We start from the raw sequence: 16660 nt of genomic DNA, 5'->3' as shown, positions 1-16660 counted from the left end.
GCGCTGGCCGGCCTATTTCAGCTCGCAGCACATGCACAGCGGCAATGCGCCTTCCTGCCGCTGGAACTCGCGCGAGGCGCGCACCGCCGGCGGCAGGCACTCCGCCGAGATCAGCGAGAAGCCGTAGCGGGCAAAGTAGTTGGGACAGTTGGCGCTGAGCAGCACCGCCCGCACGCAGCCGTTGGCGCGCGCGCGCATCATCGCGGCGGACACCATGTGGGTGGCGACGCCGCGGTCGCGGTATGGCGGCAGCACCGCCACCGAACGCACCACCACCGTGTCGCCGTAGGCCTCGGTGCCGGCGCAGCCGACCAGCAGGCCGTCGAGCAGGGCGACATGGAACGATGCCTGCGACGGATCGAGATCGTCGCTGGCAAGCCCGCAGGACTGGAGTATTTCCGCGATGGCCGGCCAGTCGGCCGGTTGTGCGGCGCGGACACGCAGATCTCTTGTCATTGCAATTGTCTCCCCGCCACGCACGATGACGGAGGTTGTCATGGATGGACTGCGTTGACTTCACACTACATGATTCGGCCGACTTGTTCCAGCCGGGAATACGGCAGGAAACCCTCTGTGCGCATGGCGCGGGCGCGCGGCGAACGGCGGGCCACATCGCGCGGGGTCGCATCACGCATTTGGGGGGGAACAGCGGGGAAAAAACGGAAAACGGGAAAGGTGCGCGGAGCGCCTGCCGCATGCCGCGGCGGCCACACACATGGCCGATGCGCGAAGCGGCACCGGCCAGCGATGCTGGAGGCGGGGGGAACGGAATCGAACCGCCGTGTACGGCTTTGCAGACCGTCGCATAACCACTCTGCCACCCCGCCGCCGAGGAGGACGCCGCGCTGCGCGTCCTCGTTCAGTGCGGGGCGCAGTGTATCCGGAAACGGAAAACTCTGCACGGCGCGGCGCGCATCAGGCCGGCCGCGCTGCGCCGCCGGGCCGCCCCGCGAACAGTTCGTCGATCAGCAGGCGCGCGCCCGGCGACGGCGCCGAGCCGGCGCGGCTGACCACGCCGAACGGCTCTTCCAGCGACGGCAGCGTGACCGGCAGGCGCGCCACCAGCCCGAAGCGCTCGCCGAACAGCGCCACCTCGCGCGGCATGACCGCCACCAGCGTGGGGTCTTCCTGCAGCATGGCGAAGGTGGTGAAGGTGGAGGCGGTCTCGAGCGGGAAGCGCGGCGCCTTGATGCCGGCGCTGGCGAGCTCGCGCTCCAGCGCCACGCGCATCGGCATGTCGACCGGGTAGGCGATCCAGCTCGAGCCGGCCAGCGCTTCGAGCGCCACCGCCGGCGCGCCGGCGAGCGGATGCGCGCGGGCCACCACCACCGACAGCGGCTCCTCGTCCAGGCGCAGGCAAGTGTAGGCGTCGGGCCGGCGGCTCACGCCGCTGCGGCAAATGGCCACGTCCACGCGGCCCTCGTCGACGAGATCGAGCAGGCGCGCGCTGGTGTCCTCCACCACTTCCACGGACAGCGTCGGATGCTTGCGGCGCAGCGACGCCAGCGCCCGCGTGAGCAGCGGCACCGCGCCCATGATGGTGCCCACCGCGAGGTGCCCGCCGTGGCCCTGCGCGATGGCGGTCATCTCTTCGCGCAGATGTTCGAGGTCGCTGTAGATCAGGCGCGCGTAGCGGATCACGCAGCGGCCCAGGTCGTTGGCGACCAGCCCCTTGGGCTGGCGTTCGAACAGCGGCATGCCGAGCAGGGTCTCGATCTCGCGCAGCACCCTGGTCGCGCCCGGCTGCGAGATGGCGATCTCGTCGGCGGCCTTGTGCAGCGAGCCGTGGCGGTCGAGCTCGATGAGCAGGCGCAACTGCTTGAGGCGCAGGCGCGAGGCGAGGATGTGCAGCGAGGGAACGGTGTGGCTCATGGCGATGGCGGCGCGGGAGGAAGCGCCACTATATCGGCTGCGGCGCCCGGCGGGCTTGCCGGGGCGCCCGGGGCGTCCCGCGCCGGGTGCGGGAAGCGGCCCGGCAAGGCGGCCCGGCTTGCCGGCCGATGGCACCCGACCGATAACGCCCGCTTATCACCCCGGGCCGAAACGTCATTGGCCGGGCGCGGCCGCGGCCGCTACAGTCGACGGCCCGGACGCGCGGCCGGCTCGGCCACGCCGCGCGCCTCGTTGCGGATCGCAGCACCATCCCCCCATCCACAGGAGACCATCGCCATGCCGGAAACGTCGGGCTACAACTACATCGGCGGCGAGCGCCGCGCGGAAGGCTCGGCCTTCCTCTACAGCGTCGACGCGGCCAGCGGCGAACGCCTGCCGCTGCGCTTCGTCGAGGCCACGCCGGCGGAGATCGACGCCGCCGCGCAGGCCGCGGCCGCCGCCTTCCCGGCGTTCCGCGCGCTCGCGCCGGGCCGGCGCGCCGAATTCCTCGATGCCGTCGCCGACGAGATCGACGCGCTCGGCGAGGATTTCGTCGAGCTGGTCTGCCGCGAGACCGCGCTGCCGGCCGCGCGCATCCGCGGCGAGCGCGGCCGCACCAGCGGCCAGATGCGGCTGTTCGCGCAGGTCCTGCGCCGCGGCGACTTCCTCGGCGCGCGCATCGACACCGCGCTGCCCGCGCGCCAGCCGCTACCGCGCCCGGACCTGCGCCAGTACCGCGCCGGCATCGGCCCGGTGGCGGTGTTCGGCGCCAGCAACTTCCCGCTGGCGTTCTCCACCGCCGGCGGCGACACCGCCTCGGCGCTGGCCGCCGGCTGCCCGGTCGTGTTCAAGGCGCACATGGGCCATATGGCGACCGCGCAGGCGGTCGCCGACGCCATCCTGCGCGCGGCGGACCGGCTCGGCATGCCGGCCGGCGTCTTCAACATGGTGTTCGGCGACCGCGTGGGCGAGCGCCTGGTCAAGCATCCGGCGATCCAGGCGGTGGGCTTCACCGGCTCGCTGCGCGGCGGGCGCGCGCTGTGCGACATGGCCGCCGCGCGGCCACAGCCGATTCCCGTGTTCGCCGAGATGAGCAGCATCAACCCGGTGCTGCTCATGCCGCGCGCGCTGGCGCGCCGCGGCGCGCAGGTGGCGGCGGAGCTGGCGGCGTCGGTGGCGCTGGGCGCCGGGCAGTTCTGCACCAACCCGGGCCTGGTGCTGGGCGTGCGCGGCGAGGCGTTCGGCGCGTTCGTGGCGCACCTGTGCGCGGCGGCCGAGGCGCAGCCGGCGCAGACCATGCTGAGCGCGGGCGGGCTGGACCACTACGCGCACGGCTCGCAGGCGCTGGCGGCGCACCCGCGCGTGGCGCGGCTGGCCGGCGCGGCGCCGCGCGACGGCAAGGCCGGCGCCCAGGTCTTCAAGGCCGACGCGGCGCTGCTGCTCGCAGGCGACGCGCTGCTGCAGGAGGAAGTCTTCGGCCCCGCCACGGTGGTGGTCGAGGCGGCCGACGCGGCGGAGCTCGGCCGCCTCGTCGACAGCCTGCGCGGCCAGTTGACGGCCACGCTGATCGCGGACGACGACGACCTCGCCGACTGCGCCGCGCTGGTCGCGCGGCTCGAGCAGAAGGTGGGCCGGCTGCTGGTCAACGGTTATCCGACCGGCGTGGAAGTGTGCGACGCGATGGTGCACGGCGGCCCCTACCCGGCCACCTCGGACCCGCGCGGCACCTCGGTCGGCACGCTGGCGATCGACCGCTACCTGCGCCCGGTCTGCTACCAGAACTTCGCCGACGCGCTGCTGCCCGACGCGCTGAAGGATGGCAACCCGCTGGGCATCGACCGGCTGGTCGACGGCGTCCACACGCGCGCGCCGGCGAGCCGGCCCGCATAGCGGGCACCGCGCGGGCGGGGCGGGCGCGTGGCGGCCTGCCCGCCCCACCCGCGCTGTTTGCCCCGCCCTACCCTTCGCCGCGCGTCTTCGCGCGGTTCCAGGCCCGCCCCGCCGCCAGCCCGGCCGCCGTCGGCACCAGCTGGTCCGACAGTTCCGGCGCGCCCTTGTCGTAGGTCAGCAGACCCGCGTGCACCATCTTGCCGATCTGCCAGCAGTGCACGACCTCGGCCTGGTCTTGCGGCCCCGGCCCGGCCAGCGTCACGCTGGGCAACAGATTGCCCCAGGGGTCGCGCGTGATGCGCAGGACCGCGCCGTCCACCACCCTGCCCAATAGCTCGCCCTGCCTCATCCCTGCTCCATGCTTCGTATCTCTCGCATTTGCCGCGTCGCGCAGGAGAAGGATGATTCCGCCGCGACGGCGTTGCCGTCATGGCGCGATGGCGTCTCGAGGCGCCGCGCCCGTGGCGAAGCAGCTTACAAAAATACGCGGCGGCAAAGCTCACAAATGCTCACTGAGGCACACCGCGCCTCGCCGTCCCGCGCGCCCTAGGCCGTGACCGCCAGCCACGGCTGCACCAGCAGGTAGCCGACGCCGCGCACGGTGCGGATGGCCGGCGCGTGGGGCCAGGCCCGCGCGAGCTTGCCGCGCAGGCGGCTGACCGCGACCTCGATGCGGTGCTCGTCGAACTCCAGGTAGTTGCCGCCCAGCGCCTCGACCAGTTGCCGGCGCGTGGCCGGGCACGGCGCGCTGCGCGCGAGCGCCCGCAGCAGCAGGCATTCCACGCGCGTCAGGATCAGCGCGCGGCCGGCCGGCGTGGTGGCGAGCAGGCGGCGCGCGTCGAGGCGCCACGCCGGCGCGCCGTCCGCCTGCGGCGCCGGCCCGGCATCGGGCGCGGCATCGAGCCGGCGCAGCAGGTTGGCGATCACCAGCAGCAGCTCCTCGACCGGCACCGGCTTGACGAGATAGGCGTCTGCGCCGCCGCGCAAGCCGTCGAGCCGGTGCTGCAGCGTGCCGCGCCCGGTCAGCACCACGATGCCGAGCTCGGGCCGCGTGCGGCGCAGGCGCTCGCAGATCGAGAGCCCGTCCTCGCCGGGCAGGCCGAGGTCGAGCACCACCAGCCGGCACGGCTCGCTGGCCAGGTGCGCGTCGAGCGCCGCGCCGTGGGCCAGCCCGGTGGGCGCGTAGCCCGCATGGGCGAGATGGAACAGCAGCTCGGCGCACAGCAGCGCGTTGTCGTCCACCAGGGCGATGGGCGCGCGCGGTGCCGCGGAACTGGCGACAGGCGCGGCAAGGCGGTTGCACATCATGGGGCCTCCGGCAGCCACAGCGCGAAGCAGGCGCCCGCGCGCCAGTCCGGCTCGCAGCGCAGCGCGCCGCCGTGCAGCTCGGCGATGCGGCGCGCCAGCGGCAGCCCGAGGCCGAGGCCGGGATGCCCGGCACGCTCGTCGAACCGCTGGAATTTCTCGAAGATGGCCTCTTCCTTGCCGGGCGGCACGCCCGGGCCGTGGTCGCGGATGCGCCAGGCCACGCCGCGCCGGCCCAGATGGCCGCGGGCGGCGATGTCGATGCGGATGGCCGTGTCCGGGTAGGCGTACTTGAGCGCGTTGTCGACCAGGTTGAACAGCGCGAAATGCATCAGGCGCGCGTCTCCGGCCAGCTGCGGCGGCGCCTCGCCGGCCGCGCCGGCGCGCACCGCCAGCGCGACCCGCGCCGCGGCCTGCGGCTCCAGCGTGGCCAGCACCTGGCGGCTGAGCCCGTGCAGGTCGAAGGGCTCGGCTGGCTGGTGTCCGTCGCCGGGCGCCAGCCGCTCGCGCGCCTCGGCCAGCTCGCTCAGCAGCGTCAGCCGCCGCACGGCGAGGCGGATGCTCTGGTAGCGGCTGTCGCGCTGGGCGCGGTCGGGGCGGGCATCGTCGAGCAGGCGCAGGCTGTGGGCGGCGGCGTCGATCACCGCCACCGGCGTGCGCACTTCGTGCGCCATCATGGCCAGCAGGCGGTCCTGCTCTTCGCGCGCGCCACGCTCGCGCTCGGTGGCGGCAACGGCGTGGCTGGCCTGCAGCATGGCCTGGTTGCGCTCGCGCTCGGCGTCGCGCATGCGCAGCATCAGCACCAGGTGCAGCGCCAGCACCGCGGGCAGGTCCACGAGCTGCGCGGCCTGCAGCGCGAGCGGGTGCAGCGGCACCAGCCCGAGCGCGCCGAGCATGGCCGGCAGCAGCACCGCGCAATACAGCAGCAGCGCCGCCACGATCAGGCGCCCGGCCGCCCCGCCGGTGCGCCACAGGCTGGCGTACACCGGCAGCGAGAGCACGTGGCCGGCCAGCGTGGCCGCGTAGAGCAGGCGCATCGCGGCGGTGAAGTGGCCGGTCGGCGCGGCGGCCACGGCCAGCGCGCCGAGCAGCACCAGCCCCTGGAAATAGCGCAGCAGGCGCGGGGCGCGCTCGCGCAGCTGCAGCAGCCGGATGCGGAACAGGTTGGCGCACAGCGCCTGCAGGGCCAGCAGCGCGTCGGCCAGCGGCTGCGGCACGGCGGGGCCGGCGGGGAACAGGAACTGGCCGGCCAGCCCGCCGGAGACAAACCAGCGCAGCGCGCCGGCGGCCACGAACAGCGCGAACAAGCCGTACAGGCCGCGCCGCGTCACCAGCCAGCCGGCCAGGTTGAACAGCGCCACCGTCAGCATCAGGCCCAGGTACATGCCGGCGCCGAGCGTGGCGACGCCGGCCGCGGCCTGCAGCGCGGGCTCCCGCCACAGGCGCAGTTCGGCCGCCATCGCCTGCCCGGTGCGGATGCGCAGGTACAGCACGTCGCCGGGGCGCGGGCGCGCCAGCCGGAAGACCGCGCCGCGCACGGGCATCTCGCGCTGCCGGAACGGCACGGCGCCGCCGCCGGGGCGCTCGCGCCAGGCGCCGCCGCGGCCCTCGTACAGGCGCACGTCGGCCAGCCCGCCCGGAGACACCTCCAGCAGGTGCCCGCTGTCGCGCACGGCGGGCGGCAGCACCACCCGCAGCCAGAAAGCGTCCTGCGAGCGGCCCGCGCGCAGGCTGCCGCGCAGCGGCGCGAAGCCGCCGGCCGCCGCCACCTGGGCGATGCCGAGGCGGCCGCCGGGGTCGCGCAGCCAGGACACGGCCGTGCCTTGCAGCAGCAGCGGGCCATCGTCGGCCGCCGCGGCGCGCGCCATCAGCAGGCAGGCCAGCGCCAGGCCCCGCCACGCCGGCCGCAAGCATCCCGCGCCAACGCGTCTCCTGGCCGGCGCGGCCCCCCACTCCGGGCGGCATCCCAGCCGCCCGGCAAGCCAATCATGAATCATTCCCGAGACAAAGTGCGCGGCACGGCGAATCGGTGATTCCCGGCCACATATACGACAACGGTGAAGCTTCTAGTCTTCCCGCTGCGGCTGGCGCGGCGGGGTGCCCTGTGCCGGGCAGGTCTTTGGTCTTGGCGTGGGCCGCGGGCCGGCGGGATCCTTACCCATCCCTCCGGGAAACCCGGGGCCGGTGCTGCCCATGCCACTCCAGGAGCAGTAAACGGCCTGGCCCGCTCCGGCCCGCCTTTCGCTGGCCGGACCGGGCGCGCGCCGAACCGCTTCCGCGCGGGAGTTTGCCACATCCCGATGACGCGACAAAGGTCGGCTGCCGGGTCCCGCGCCGGCAGCGGCGGCGCGGCGGCGATGATCGGGGCGGTGAAGTGCGCCCCCAGGGAGCGTGAGGGGGGAGCATGGCCGCGATGCGAGGTGGCGTCCCTCCCCGTTGACGCGCGGCGCGGTCACATGCGGACAGGCAGTCTCACGCGTGTCTCGTACTTGCGCCGCTTGGCTGGAGGCGGCCTGCGGGTCGCTGCGCAGATGCCGCCCCCATTTGCCCGGTTTGCCCGGTTTGCCCGACGGCGAGATGCGCACGCCGACGCGGTCGGCGCCCCGCACCGGGACCGGCGTGGACCGCGCGGGCGATCGCCTGCCGGCCGGCCATCCGGCCATCGTGGTGGATGGTGGAGCATGACGAAGTCCCGGGACGCCCGGAGACAAAGGCTCAGGCAGCGCGGAGCGCGCTGCCGTGTAGGCGGACGGCCGATAGCGGCCGGCGCGGCTCTGGCCGACACTCGGCTCGTGAACCACGTTCCCCGCCCGCCTCCCGGGCAAAGTTGCCTCGCCCGGGGCGGCGCGGGATGGAAGCGCATGTCCGACGCAGCCGGGACAAACCCGCCGCGGCCGTGCGGCGAGCCCGCCCGTATCTCGCGCGGGCCGCGCCGGCGCCCGCTATGCCGCTTACTCGACCGTGACCGACTTGGCCAGGTTGCGCGGCTTGTCGACGTCCGTGCCGCGCGCGCAGGCCGTGTGATAGGCCAGCAGCTGCAGCGGCACCACGTGCAGGATCGGCGAGAGGTCGCCGTAGTGCTCGGGCAGGCGGATCACCTGGATGCCTTCGCTCGACTGGATGTGGGTGTCGCTGTCGGCGAACACGTACAGGCGGCCGCCGCGCGCGCGCACTTCCTGGATGTTGGACTTGAGCTTTTCCAGCAGCGCGTCGTTGGGCGCCACCGTGACCACCGGCATGGCCTCCGTCACCAGCGCCAGCGGGCCGTGCTTGAGCTCGCCGGCCGGGTAGGCCTCGGCGTGGATGTACGAGATTTCCTTGAGCTTGAGCGCGCCTTCGAGCGCGATCGGGTAATGCAGGCCGCGGCCCAGGAACAGCGCGTTCTCGCGGCGGGCGAAGTCCTCGGACCACGAGATGATCTGCGGCTCCAGCGCCAGCACGCCATGCAGCGCGACCGGCAGGTGGCGCAGGTTGGTCAGCGCGGCGGCCTCGGCCTCGGCGGTAAGCCTGCCGCGCACCTTGGCCAGCGCCAGCGTCAGCATGTACAGCGCGGCGAGCTGGGTGGTGAAGGCCTTGGTGGAGGCCACGCCGATCTCGGTGCCGGCGCGGGTCAGGAAGCGCAGCTCGGTCTCGCGCACCATCGCGCTGGTGGACACGTTGCACACGGCCAGCGTGTGGGTGTGGCCGAGCGACTTGGCGTGGCGCAGCGCGGCCATCGTGTCGGCGGTCTCGCCGGACTGCGAGATCACCACCACCAGCGCGCGCGGGTTGGGCACGGTCTCGCGGTAGCGGTATTCGCTGGCGACCTCGACCTGGGTCGGGATCTTCGCCACCGCCTCCAGCCAGTACTTGGCGGTGCAGCCCGAGTAGTAGCTGGTGCCGCAGGCCAGGATCAGGATGCTGTCGATCTCGGCGAACACGCTCGCCGCGTTGGCGCCGAACAGTTCGGGCACGATGGCGTCCACGCCTTCGAGGGTGTCGCCGAGCGCGCGCGGCTGCTCGAAGATTTCCTTCTGCATGAAGTGGCGGTACGGGCCCAGCTCGACCGCCGCGGCGTGGGTCTCGACCACGCGCACCTCGCGCTCGACCAGGTGGTCGTGCAGGTCGCGGATGGTGGCGCCCTCGCGGGTCAGCTCGACCACGTCGCCCTCTTCGAGGTAGATGATGTGGTTGGCCGTGCCGGCCACGGCCAGCGCGTCCGAGGCCAGGAACGATTCGTTCTCGCCCAGCGCCACCACCAGCGGCGAGCCGGCGCGCGCGCCGACCACGCGCTCGGGATGGTCCTTGGCGAACACGGCGATGGCGTAGGCGCCGTGCAGGCGCTTGGTCACGGCGCGCACCGAGGCGAACAGGTCGCCGCGCGTGGCGCTGCTCGGGTAGCTGTAGGCCTGGTGAATCAGGTGGGCCACGACCTCGGTGTCGGTCTGCGACTCGAAGCCGTAGCCGGCCGCGCGCAGTTCCTCGCGCAGCGGCTCGTAGTTCTCGATGATGCCGTTGTGCACCAGCGCGATGGTCTCGCCCGAGAAATGCGGGTGGGCGTTGGTGGTGTCGGGCTTGCCGTGGGTGGCCCAGCGCGTATGCGCCACGCCGGTGAAGCCGGCCAGGCCGGAGGCGCGGGTCTGCTCGTCCAGGTCGGCCACGCGCGAGACGGTGCGCGCGCGCTCGAGCGCGCCTTCGCGCACCACGGCCACGCCGCACGAGTCATAGCCGCGGTATTCGAGGCGGCGCAGGCCTTCGATCAGGACCGGTACGATGTTGCGCGTGGAAACCGCGCCGACGATGCCGCACATAGTTTTCTCCCGATAGGCGCGGTCATGGCCGCGCCGGTTGGTTTGCGCGGTAACGGCGGCGCCGTTACCCGCGTATTGCCAATGCCGCCCGGCTTTTCCCGGGCCGCGCGGAGGCGGGGGTTATTTCTTTGCCTGCTTGACCGGACGCTGCCAGCCGTCGAGGGTCATCTGCTTGGCGCGCGACAGCGTCAGCTTGCCGGCCGGCGCGTCCTTGGTCAGCGTGGTGCCGGCGCCGAGCGTGGCGCCGCGCCGCACGGTCACGGGCGCCACCAGCTGCGAGTCGGAGCCGATGAAGACGTCGTCCTCGATCACGGTGCGGTGCTTGTTGGCGCCGTCGTAGTTGCAGGTGATGGTGCCGGCGCCGATGTTGACGCGCGAGCCGACCGTGGCGTCGCCCACGTAGGCGAGGTGGTTGGCCTTGCTGTGCGCGGCGATCTGGCTGTTCTTGACCTCGACGAAGTTGCCGATGTGCACGTCCTCGCCCAGCACGGTGCCGGGGCGCAGCCGCGCATACGGGCCGATGCGGCCGTGCGCGCCCACGCTGGCGTCCTCGAAGTGGCAGAACGGCTGCAGGTGCGCGCCGGCGCCGACGGTGCTGTTGCGGATCACGCAATTGGCGCCGACATGGGCGCCGTCTTCGAGGTGCACGCGGCCTTCGAACACGCAGTTGACGTCGATGGTCACGTCGCGCCCGCAGGTCAGCTCGCCGCGGATGTCGATGCGCGCCGGGTCCATCAGCGTCACGCCGGCCTCGAGCAGGCGCTGCGCGAGGTTGCGCTGGTGGATGCGCTCGAGCTCGGCCAGCTGCACCTTGCTGTTGACGCCGAGCGTCTCCCACAGCGCGCCGGGCTGCGCCGAGACCACTTCCACGTCGTCGGCGACGGCGCGCTCGACGGTGTCGGTCAGGTAGTACTCGCCCTGGGCGTTGTCGTTGCGCAGCGTGGACAGCCAGCGGCGCAGGTGGCCGGTGGGCGCCATGATGATGCCGGTGTTGATCTCGCGGATGGCGCGCTGCGCCGCGCTGGCGTCCTTCTGCTCGACGATGCGCGTGATGCTGCCGGTGTTGTCGCCGCCCTCGCGCACGATGCGGCCGTAGCCGGTGGGATCGTCCATCTCCACGGTGAGGATGCCGAAGCGCTCCGCGCCGGCCTCGGCCACCAGGCGCCGCAGCGTGGCCGGCTCGGTCAGCGGCACGTCGCCGTAGAGCACCAGCGTGGGCCGGCTGTCGTCGAGCAGCGGCAGCGCCTGCGCCACGGCGTGGCCGGTGCCGAGCTGCTCGGCCTGCAGGGCGAAGGCGACGTCGTCCGCGCCCACGGCCTCGCGCACGCGCTCGGCGCCGTGCCCGACCACCACCACCAGCCGCGTCGGCGACAATTGGCGGGCCGTCGCAATCACATGCGCAAGCAGCGGCCGGCCGGCGAGCGGATGCAGTACCTTGGGCAGCGCGGAATTCATCCGCTTGCCCATTCCCGCAGCGAGAATGACGATATTCACAAGGAGGATCCTAAGTGAGTGTGTCCATGAAACCGTTTGAAGCCGCCCTCCGGACCGAGTCGGGGACGAACGCACCCGCCGGCCGGATGATCGGGTTTCCGGGGCGCGCGGCACAGCCCACCACGGAGGGGGGCCGGGCGCGCGCGGCAGCGCCGGGGGAAGCGCCGGATCGCGCGGGAAAGGATTCTATCATGGGGGTTTTACGCAGTTTGTCACCAAATCTCACGTTTTTGCGCGGCTTGCGGCACCTGGCCCTGGCCGGCGCCGTGCTGGCGCTGAGCGCCTGCAATGCACTGAAACTGGGCTACCAGCAGGGCGACCGGCTGGCGTTCTGGTGGGTCGACAACTACGTGGACGTGTCGGCCAGCCAGGAGCCGCCCACGCGCGACGCCATCGCCCGCTTCTTCGCCTGGCACCGCCGCGAGCAGTTGCCCGAGATCGCCGGCCTGCTGCGCCAGGCCCGCAGCGAGGTGCAGCAGCCGGTCACGCCGGCCGAGGTGGCCCGCATCCAGGAAGGCGCCCAGCGCCTGGCGCGGGTGGCGTTCGACCGCTCCGCGCCGGACGTGGCCGACCTGCTGCTGACGCTCGCGCCCGAGCAGATCGCCCGCATGGAGAAGAAATTCAGCGACGCCAACGCCAAGTACCGCAAGGAATACCTGCGCCCCGACCCGTCCGCGCGCGCCGAGGCCCGCTTCGACAAGGTGATGGACTATGCCCGCCTGGTCTACGGGCGCTTCTCCGACGAGCAGGAAGACGCCATCCGCCGCGCGATCGGGCCGGTGGTGCAGGGCGCCGAGGCGCGCTACGACGAGCGCGTCAAGCGCCAGCAGGAATGGCTGGCGCTGGCGCGGCAGGTGCAGGCCACCCATCCGCCCCGTGCCCAGGTGGTGGACATGCTCAAGCGCTACGGCGACCACTGGCAGAACCCGCCGACGCGCGAGCGCGACGCGCGCTACGACGCCAACAACGAGGCCGGGCTGGTGCTGACGGCCACCATCGCCAACCTGACCACGCCCGAGCAGAAGCACCACGCGGCCGAGCGCTTCCAGAAATGGATCGACGACGCCAACGCGCTGATGCGCGAAGGCCAGTCCGGCAAGACCGCCGGCGCCCTGCCGGCCCGGGCGGACAACTGAGGGCGGCCGCCGAGGGCGGCCATCGCAGGCGACGGTCGCGGGCGTCGGCCGGGGCGCCGGCGGCGTCCCCCGCCGCCCGGCCCTTACTCCGCGCCGGCCGGCTGCGTGTCCGCCGGCGCGGACTTCTCGAAGCGCACGAACTCCAGCTTGTTCTCTTCCATGCCGCCGGCGAACACCAGCGGCTGCTGGGAAAACGCGGTCTGGCCGAACAGCATGGCCTCGTCCACCTTGGCCAGCCCGGTGGCCAGGCCGTTGAAGTCGAACAGCTCGGTGTCGGCCAGGTGCGACGGCACCACGCTGCGCAGCGCCGCGAAGATGTTGTCGATGCGGCCCGGGTTCTGACGTTCCCACTCCAGCAGCATCTCCTTGACCTTCTTGCGCTGCAGGTTCTCCTGCGAGCCGCACAGGTTGCACGGGATGATCGGGTAGGCCATCGCGCGCGCGTAGGCGGCGATGTCCTTCTCGGGGCAGTAGGCCAGCGGGCGGATCACGATGTGCTGGCCGTCGTCGGTGGCCAGCTTGGGCGGCATGGCCTTCATCTTGCCGCCGAAGAACAGGTTCAGGAAGAAGGTCTGGACGATGTCGTCGCGGTGGTGGCCCAGCGCGATCTTGTTGGCGCCCAGCTCCTTGGCGGTGCGGTAGATCACGCCGCGGCGCAGGCGCGAGCACAGCGAGCAGGTGGTCTTGCCCTCGGGCACCTTCTCCTTGACGATGGAATAGGTGTCGGCGTCCACGATCACGTACTCGACCCCGACCGACTTGAGGTAGGCCGGCAGCACGTCGGCGGGAAAGCCGGGCTGCTTCTGGTCGAGGTTCATCGCGATCAGCTTGAAGTCGATCGGCGCGCGCTTCTGCAGCGCCATCAGCACCGACAGCATGGTGTACGAGTCCTTGCCGCCGGACAGGCACACCAGCACCGTGTCGCCGTCCTCGATCATCTTGAAGTCGCCGATGGCGCGGCCCGTCTGCGACTGGAGGTAGGTTTCCAGGCGGAAGAAGTTCTTGGAATGCGTGGTGGCGGTCATGGCGCTCTGATCGGGAATGCGGGGGCGGAACGGCCTGCGGCGCGGCACGCGCGTCGCTTGTGAGTCACCCGTACATCACTTGTAGGTAACTCGCGCGGTGCCGCCGGGTCCGGTCCGTGGCTGGACAGCCCGGTATTTTAGCGTGAGCGCGCCGGCCGCGCCGGAGGGCGGCCGGCGGCGTTGCGCGGCTTCGTGCCGCCGCATGCGCTCATTGGGCGGTCGCTGGCCGCGTTTGTGCGGCGTTTGGGCGCTTGTGCGGCGCTTGTGCGAAGTTTGCGGCGGCGTTTGGGCGACGTGCTGGCGCGCCCGATGGCCTTATATCGCCTCGGCCGCCTTGATGTGGAACACCTCGACGCCGACCGAATCACAGTCCGGGTACACGTCCGGCTTCTCGGTCGAGACGCGCACGGCGCGCACCTTGGGATGCCGGAGCATGGCGCGCGCCACGTCGTCGCACAGCGTTTCCTGCAGGTGCACGTGGCCCTGCGCCATGCGCTCGGCCACGGTGTTGCGCATGAAGTCGTAGTCCACCACTTCCTGCAGCTTGTCTTCCTGGGGCGTGCTCTGCGCCAGCGGCACGAACAGGTCGATGTTGATCAGCACGCGCTGCTCGCCCTTTTTCTCGAATTCGTGCACGCCGATGTTGATCTGCACTTCATAGTTGCGCAGGAACATGCGGCGGCAGTCTTGCAGGCTGGGGTGGGTAAGGGCGGCGAGCATGGTCATGATGGGGGAAAAACGGGTCGGGAAGGCGCGCGGGCCGGGTCGCGGCCGCGCGCCGGGTACGTCAAAGCGTCATTCGGTGAGGAACATCACGTCGCGCGCGAGCGGCATCAGGTGCTGCCCGCCATCGACGTAGAGCGTGGTGCCGGTCACGGCGCGCGCCTCGGCCAGGTAGGCCACCGCCTGCGCGATGTCCTCCGGCGTGGACGAGTGGCCCAGCGGCGTCATGCAGTGCGCGCGCCGGAAGCCGGAGCCGGACTGGTCGGCCGAGACCATCGTGATGCCGGGCGCCACGCCCACCACGCGCAGCTTGGGCGCGAGCGCCTGGGCGAGCTGCACGGTGGCGGTCTGCAGCGCCGCCTTGGACAGCGTGTAGGACAGGAAATCCGGGTTGAGGTTGTCCAGCTTCTGGTCCAGCAGGTTGATCACCACGCCAGTCTGCCCTTCCGGCAGCGCGCGGTGCAGCTCGCGCGACAGCAGCAGCGGCGCCGCCACGTTGGTGCGCATGTGCGTGTCGAGCGAGGCGTAGGAGAAGCTGGTGGCCACGTCGTACTGGAACAGCGAGGCGTTGTTGACCAGGCAGCCCGGCACGCCCAGCGCCGCGGTGCAGGCGGCGATCAGCTTGCCGGTGGCGGCCTCGTCGGCGAGGTCGGCCTGCAGCACCGCGGCGCGGCGGCCGCGCGCGCGGATCTGCTCGGCCAGCGCCTCGGCCTCGGCCAGCGAGCGGTGGCAGTGCACGGCCACGTCCCAGCCGCGCGCGGCCAGTTCCAGCGCGATCACGCGGCCGAGCCGGCGCGCCGCACCGGTCACGAGCGCGACGCCGCGCGCCGGCGCGGCGGCCGCGGAAGCGGCGGCGCAGGCGCTGCCGGGCGAGGCGGAGTCAGGAGATGTGGAGTCGGGCATTGCTACAATCGCGATATGCACAAAGGCGCTAGTCTACCCCTTCCCCCCGCGGACGCGCTGAGCGCCTCTGCCACGCTCGGCGCACATATCGCCCAGGCCATCGACGAAGCCGGCGGCTGGCTCGGTTTCGACCGCTACATGGCGCTGGCGCTGTACGCGCCCGGCCTCGGCTATTACAGCGGCGGCGCCGCCAAGTTCGGCCGCGACGCGCGCGACGGCAGCGACTTCATCACCGCCCCCGAACTGAGCCCGTTCTTCGCCCGCACGCTGGCGCGCCAGTTCGCGCCGCTGCTGGCGCGTCCCGGCCTGGCGCAACTGCTCGAATTCGGCGCCGGCACCGGCCGCCTGGCGGCCGACCTGCTGCTGGCGCTGGAACAGGAAGGCCAGTTGCCCGCGCGCTATGCCATCGTCGAGCTCTCCGGCGAGCTGCGCGCGCGCCAGCAGGCCACGCTGGCCGAGCGCGCCCCGCACCTGGCCGCGCGCGTGGCGTGGCTCGACACGCTGCCCGAGCGCTTCGAGGGCGTCATCGTCGGCAACGAAGTGCTCGATGCCATGCCGGTGCGCCTGTTCGCCCGCAGCCACGGCCGCTGGCTCGAGCGCGGCGTGGTCCGGGCGGATGCCGAGGATGGCGCCGGAGATCGCGCCGAGACGGCGCAGGGCGGCAACGCCTTCGCCTTCTCCGACCGCCCGCTGCCCGCCGGCGACCTGCCCGAGGCGCTGCACGCCATCCCCGGCGACCACGACATCGTCACCGAGACCCACGCCGAGGCCGAAGGCTTCATGCGCGCGGTCGGCGCGATGCTCGCGCGCGGCGCCGCCTTCTTCATCGACTACGGCTTCCCGGGCGCCGAGTATTACCACCCGCAGCGCACCGGCGGCACGCTGATGTGCCACTACCGCCATCACGCGCACCCGGACCCGTTCCTCTACCCCGGGCTGCAGGACATCACCGCCCACGTCAACTTCAGCGGCATCGCCCACGCCGCCGCCGACACCGGCCTGACCGTGGCCGGCTTCGCCTCGCAGGCGCGCTTCCTGATGAACGCCGGCATCACCGACCTGCTGATGGCGCTCGACCCCAACGACACGCACAGCTTCCTGCCCGCCGCCAACGCCGTGCAGAAGCTGCTGTCCGAGGCCGAGATGGGCGAGCTGTTCAAGGTCATCGCCCTGACCCGCGGGCTCGACGACGCGCTGCCGCTGGCCGGCTTCGCGCGCGCCGACCGCAGCCACGCGCTGTAACGCCGTGGCGCTATAGTCAGGCACCCCGACCTCACAGGCACCCATCATGCTGCGCTGGACCTTCACCATCTTCCTGGCCGTCATCGTGCTGTCGGCGGCCTTGCCGTGGCTGCAGAAGCTGGGGCTGGGGCGGCTGCCCGGGGACGTGCGCTTCCGGCTGTTCGGGCGTGACTTCATGCTGCCGTTCGCGTCGACGATCCTGTTGTCGATGGTGGCGTTGCTGGTGGGGAAGCTGATCTGATTCGGTGGCGGGGACGGTGGCGGTAGCGGTTCTGCGAGC

14 protein-coding genes and 1 tRNA gene are annotated in these 16660 nt (G+C 72.4%); 4 read left to right on the top strand and 11 right to left on the bottom strand.

Translation table 11 applies throughout. The features are described 5' to 3' along the window. Positions 1-12 precede the first annotated feature (12 nt). From ACWTPI_RS01350 to ACWTPI_RS01340, 3 genes are all read right to left on the bottom strand, one after another. Positions 13-456 carry a GNAT family N-acetyltransferase gene (locus tag ACWTPI_RS01350; RefSeq protein ID WP_454730785.1) on the bottom strand — a complete coding sequence of 148 codons (444 nt, stop codon included), beginning with the start codon at positions 454-456 and terminating at the stop codon, positions 13-15. Positions 457-751: 295 nt separating this feature from the next. Beyond that, positions 752-827, bottom strand: a tRNA-Cys gene (locus ACWTPI_RS01345). Positions 828-915: 88 nt separating this feature from the next. Further along, positions 916-1872, bottom strand: a complete 957-nt coding sequence (locus tag ACWTPI_RS01340; RefSeq protein ID WP_454730784.1) for a LysR family transcriptional regulator — start codon at positions 1870-1872, stop codon at positions 916-918. A gap of 297 nt (positions 1873-2169) precedes the next feature. Between ACWTPI_RS01340 and ACWTPI_RS01335 the strand changes: the two genes are divergently transcribed. Continuing rightward, positions 2170-3762 carry an aldehyde dehydrogenase (NADP(+)) gene (locus ACWTPI_RS01335; protein WP_454730783.1) on the top strand — a complete coding sequence of 531 codons (1593 nt, stop codon included), beginning with the start codon at positions 2170-2172 and terminating at the stop codon, positions 3760-3762. Positions 3763-3829: 67 nt separating this feature from the next. Here the strand turns inward: ACWTPI_RS01335 and ACWTPI_RS01330 are convergent, their stop codons facing one another. From ACWTPI_RS01330 to glmU, 5 genes are all read right to left on the bottom strand, one after another. Next, positions 3830-4111, bottom strand: coding sequence for a hypothetical protein (locus tag ACWTPI_RS01330; RefSeq protein WP_454730782.1), 282 nt, complete (start codon positions 4109-4111; stop codon positions 3830-3832). 197 nt (positions 4112-4308) lie between these two features. Then, positions 4309-5070 carry a response regulator transcription factor gene (locus tag ACWTPI_RS01325; RefSeq protein WP_020205244.1) on the bottom strand — a complete coding sequence of 254 codons (762 nt, stop codon included), beginning with the start codon at positions 5068-5070 and terminating at the stop codon, positions 4309-4311. Continuing rightward, positions 5067-6977 (bottom strand): sensor histidine kinase, encoded by a 1911-nt coding sequence (locus tag ACWTPI_RS01320; protein WP_454730781.1) that lies wholly within the window; start codon positions 6975-6977, stop codon positions 5067-5069. Before ACWTPI_RS01320 ends, ACWTPI_RS01325 begins: the two co-directional genes overlap by 4 nt. A gap of 1041 nt (positions 6978-8018) precedes the next feature. Beyond that, positions 8019-9857 (bottom strand): glutamine--fructose-6-phosphate transaminase (isomerizing), encoded by a 1839-nt coding sequence (gene glmS, locus ACWTPI_RS01315; RefSeq protein WP_020205242.1) that lies wholly within the window; start codon positions 9855-9857, stop codon positions 8019-8021. A 120-nt stretch (positions 9858-9977) separates the two neighbouring features. Then, positions 9978-11351, bottom strand: coding sequence for a bifunctional UDP-N-acetylglucosamine diphosphorylase/glucosamine-1-phosphate N-acetyltransferase GlmU (gene glmU / locus ACWTPI_RS01310; RefSeq protein ID WP_454730780.1), 1374 nt, complete (start codon positions 11349-11351; stop codon positions 9978-9980). A 239-nt stretch (positions 11352-11590) separates the two neighbouring features. Here glmU and ACWTPI_RS01305 point away from each other — a divergent pair, with 239 nt between their 5' ends. Then, the gene (locus tag ACWTPI_RS01305) at positions 11591-12487 is read left to right on the top strand and encodes a DUF6279 family lipoprotein (RefSeq protein ID WP_231586648.1); all 897 of its coding nucleotides are present in this window, start codon (positions 11591-11593) and stop codon (positions 12485-12487) included. 83 nt (positions 12488-12570) lie between these two features. Here ACWTPI_RS01305 and ttcA read toward each other — a convergent pair whose 3' ends face one another. From ttcA to ACWTPI_RS01290, 3 genes are all read right to left on the bottom strand, one after another. Continuing rightward, positions 12571-13512, bottom strand: coding sequence for a tRNA 2-thiocytidine(32) synthetase TtcA (gene ttcA, locus ACWTPI_RS01300; RefSeq protein WP_020205239.1), 942 nt, complete (start codon positions 13510-13512; stop codon positions 12571-12573). Positions 13513-13827: 315 nt separating this feature from the next. After that, entirely contained in the window at positions 13828-14238 is a 411-nt protein-coding gene (locus tag ACWTPI_RS01295) for a dihydroneopterin aldolase (protein ID WP_029044086.1), read from the bottom strand. A gap of 69 nt (positions 14239-14307) precedes the next feature. Next, positions 14308-15138 carry an SDR family oxidoreductase gene (locus ACWTPI_RS01290; RefSeq protein WP_020205237.1) on the bottom strand — a complete coding sequence of 277 codons (831 nt, stop codon included), beginning with the start codon at positions 15136-15138 and terminating at the stop codon, positions 14308-14310. A gap of 15 nt (positions 15139-15153) precedes the next feature. Between ACWTPI_RS01290 and ACWTPI_RS01285 the strand changes: the two genes are divergently transcribed. Both ACWTPI_RS01285 and ACWTPI_RS01280 read left to right on the top strand, forming a co-directional pair. After that, positions 15154-16380 (top strand): class I SAM-dependent methyltransferase, encoded by a 1227-nt coding sequence (locus ACWTPI_RS01285; RefSeq protein WP_454730779.1) that lies wholly within the window; start codon positions 15154-15156, stop codon positions 16378-16380. Positions 16381-16426: 46 nt separating this feature from the next. Further along, entirely contained in the window at positions 16427-16621 is a 195-nt protein-coding gene (locus ACWTPI_RS01280) for a DUF2905 domain-containing protein (RefSeq protein ID WP_020205235.1), read from the top strand. Positions 16622-16660 lie beyond the last annotated feature (39 nt).

It is taken from the genome of Cupriavidus ulmosensis (assembly GCF_977008105.1).
Note: the sequence above shows the minus strand (reverse complement) of the source record. Positions and strands in the feature narration are given on the sequence as shown.

Excerpts from the sequence above, each read along its gene's own strand:
- ACWTPI_RS01350 (WP_454730785.1), bottom strand. The coding sequence starts at position 456 with ATGACAAGAGATCTGCGTGTCCGCGCCGCACAACCGGCCGACTGGCCG.
- ACWTPI_RS01340 (WP_454730784.1), bottom strand. The coding sequence starts at position 1,872 with ATGAGCCACACCGTTCCCTCGCTGCACATCCTCGCCTCGCGCCTGCGC.
- ACWTPI_RS01335 (WP_454730783.1), top strand. The coding sequence starts at position 2,170 with ATGCCGGAAACGTCGGGCTACAACTACATCGGCGGCGAGCGCCGCGCG.
- ACWTPI_RS01330 (WP_454730782.1), bottom strand. The coding sequence starts at position 4,111 with ATGAGGCAGGGCGAGCTATTGGGCAGGGTGGTGGACGGCGCGGTCCTG.
- ACWTPI_RS01325 (WP_020205244.1), bottom strand. The coding sequence starts at position 5,070 with ATGATGTGCAACCGCCTTGCCGCGCCTGTCGCCAGTTCCGCGGCACCG.
- glmS (WP_020205242.1), bottom strand. The coding sequence starts at position 9,857 with ATGTGCGGCATCGTCGGCGCGGTTTCCACGCGCAACATCGTACCGGTC.
- ttcA (WP_020205239.1), bottom strand. The coding sequence starts at position 13,512 with ATGACCGCCACCACGCATTCCAAGAACTTCTTCCGCCTGGAAACCTAC.
- ACWTPI_RS01295 (WP_029044086.1), bottom strand. The coding sequence starts at position 14,238 with ATGACCATGCTCGCCGCCCTTACCCACCCCAGCCTGCAAGACTGCCGC.
- ACWTPI_RS01290 (WP_020205237.1), bottom strand. The coding sequence starts at position 15,138 with ATGCCCGACTCCACATCTCCTGACTCCGCCTCGCCCGGCAGCGCCTGC.
- ACWTPI_RS01285 (WP_454730779.1), top strand. The coding sequence starts at position 15,154 with ATGCACAAAGGCGCTAGTCTACCCCTTCCCCCCGCGGACGCGCTGAGC.
- ACWTPI_RS01280 (WP_020205235.1), top strand. The coding sequence starts at position 16,427 with ATGCTGCGCTGGACCTTCACCATCTTCCTGGCCGTCATCGTGCTGTCG.